Raw genomic sequence first — 2023 nt, 5'->3', positions numbered from 1 at the left:
GCAGTGGATTGAAAATCCTCGTGTCGGTGGTTCGATTCCGCCCCTGGGCACCATTTTTATATCGTTTTATAATTCAACTCACACAGTTAGGCATTCGTGCCTCGGTCTGGCCCCACCGGCGGCGGCATTGTGACGTTCTGATAGTGATGAACGGCAATCAGAGCAGGTTCGTTTCATCCGTAGGCGCTGTATCTAACCCCTATGCGAGGGGCTTATTACATAAGCGTTACATCCTCATATGAGTTTGGCTTCAGTCACGTGCTTCAGGCAGTGTTGCTCTGTAAGCCGCGACAATAGCACATTTGTATGTACCAATGAGTGGGCCAGCAAGCCCAGGGCTGGCTAGGACACCAATTGTGCCACAAGGACAATGGAACCCTCGGGCTGGTTGGTCCGTTGTTTCGATAGTAAATTAAAATGAGAACTTAAAATGGCTAATGAAGATCAATTTGAGGGTAAGACCAAAGATATTGGCGGCAAAGTCAAAGATGAAGTTGGCGATGCAACTGGCAACGACAAAATGAAGCATGATGGCCAAGCCGATCAGGTAGAAGGTAAGGTACAAAAAGCTGCGGGCGACAGCAAGGAAAAGCTGTCTGATCGAGATGCTTAACACCGCTGGCTGATACTGCTGAAGGAGTCAGCGATTGCGGACTCATTCAGTCTAATACAGCGTAGAGAATTCTAGCGTCCTTCCAAATTTGCTTAGGTAGGACCGACGGGCCAGATGCGCAGCTGTCATAATTTATCATGAATGGAAAAAACCGCAGTGAGAGATGCCTCCGCCCATCAAGAAAGCCAAAGTCAACCAAATCTGATAATAGGGTTGGGGTGGTATGTTGTTTTTGCTTGCGCAGTCTCGGGCATCACCGTGTTGATCGCGGATTTCGTCGTGCCCAATCACGACTGGATATCAGATACGATCAGCGACCTTGGTGCGGGTAAGTATGAGTTTATCGTTGATATTGGGATCTATACGCTTTCGTCTGCCTTTATCGCAACGGCTTTGCTGGCAGCGCATATTCACTTAGGCGGTTGGCGGTGGAGCCTCGGCCTTGTCGGACTGGCGCTGTTGGGACTGGTCATTTTTCTCATTGGTGCCCGCAACGAATATGGCGACAATGACAGCGACGGCGTCGTGATCCATATTTATTTGGTTTATGCCTTGGGTCTTATGATGGCCGCTGTACCTGCGTTGATGGCAAAAGGTGCTAAACGTGTGGGGGTTGCCTACAGCCGCATACTGGTCGGAATTTCCATTCTCTGGATCGTCTCAGCACCTATTTTTTTATTTTTGCCGACAAAAATCGACGGCATTTACGAACGCTATCTCGCACTGATCGCCTTCGCGTTAATCCTTACGCTGGCCCGCCTCTTCATCGGCTATGCACGCGGTCATGTACTGGAACGCCGCTGACGTTAGAATTACCTTCTGGACGAGCTTACGATACGAGCTGGAGGTTGCAACGTAGATGTGCGTCATAAAACTGACCTGAAAGAGGCAGCGCCAGCCCAATTCATTGCCGACGCAATGAAAAATGCCAATCGAGGGCTGATACTTAGAGTGGGTTACCGAAGCCATTAAACCCCGTCTTAATTCAACACAGCGAAATCCGACAAGTGAAGGCAATGGTCATGAGTGCCAAGCTAACCTATCAACGACGCCGGCAGCATGCCAAATTGAGGTCGCTGATAAGTGTTTATTCGTGGCGCGTTACATAAAGCGTCGCTTATAAGCTGCCGTGTATTCACTAAGTCGCACGGAACCCAATCGGCGAGCGGGCTGCCGCCCTTATATTGTTGCGCGCTGATGTCAAACACAGCGCCGGATTTGGCCGTGAATTCAAAGTCATGCGGTATCTGGTCACGTGAGAAGTGCACGCAAACCGTCCCGACATCGTCGCGGGTGCGAGCAATCTCGATTGTGTCTTCATTAGCGTAGCGCACAGTGCCTCCCAGAGGTGCAAACAATTGATAATCTCGACGAAGGATGCCAAATTGCGATACTGTCGCCACCGGAAGC

General features: G+C 50.1%; 3 protein-coding genes. 2 read left to right on the top strand and 1 reads right to left on the bottom strand.

Annotated elements, in window-relative coordinates; genetic code table 11:
• Positions 1-430 precede the first annotated feature (430 nt).
• A complete protein-coding gene (locus AAC007_RS17460; RefSeq protein WP_339678557.1) occupies positions 431-613 on the top strand; it encodes a CsbD family protein in 183 nt (60 codons plus the stop codon).
• 141 nt (positions 614-754) lie between these two features.
• Positions 755-1417 carry a DUF998 domain-containing protein gene (locus AAC007_RS17455; RefSeq protein ID WP_339678555.1) on the top strand — a complete coding sequence of 221 codons (663 nt, stop codon included), beginning with the start codon at positions 755-757 and terminating at the stop codon, positions 1415-1417.
• A 230-nt stretch (positions 1418-1647) separates the two neighbouring features.
• On the opposite strand, the gene AAC007_RS17450 is transcribed toward AAC007_RS17455, so the two are convergent.
• A partial coding sequence (locus AAC007_RS17450) for a hypothetical protein (RefSeq protein ID WP_339678553.1) occupies positions 1648-2023 on the bottom strand: 376 nt, incomplete at its 5' end.

The organism is uncultured Zhongshania sp., from assembly GCF_963975605.1.
GTDB lineage: Bacteria > Pseudomonadota > Gammaproteobacteria > Pseudomonadales > Spongiibacteraceae > Spongiibacter > Spongiibacter aquimaris.
The sequence above is the reverse complement of the archived record's forward strand: the minus strand, read 5'-3'. Positions and strand labels throughout refer to the sequence as shown.

Bases quoted from the DNA above. Each gene is read 5' to 3' on its own strand.
- AAC007_RS17460 (WP_339678557.1), top strand. From the start codon at position 431: ATGGCTAATGAAGATCAATTTGAGGGTAAGACCAAAGATATTGGCGGC.
- AAC007_RS17455 (WP_339678555.1), top strand. From the start codon at position 755: ATGGAAAAAACCGCAGTGAGAGATGCCTCCGCCCATCAAGAAAGCCAA.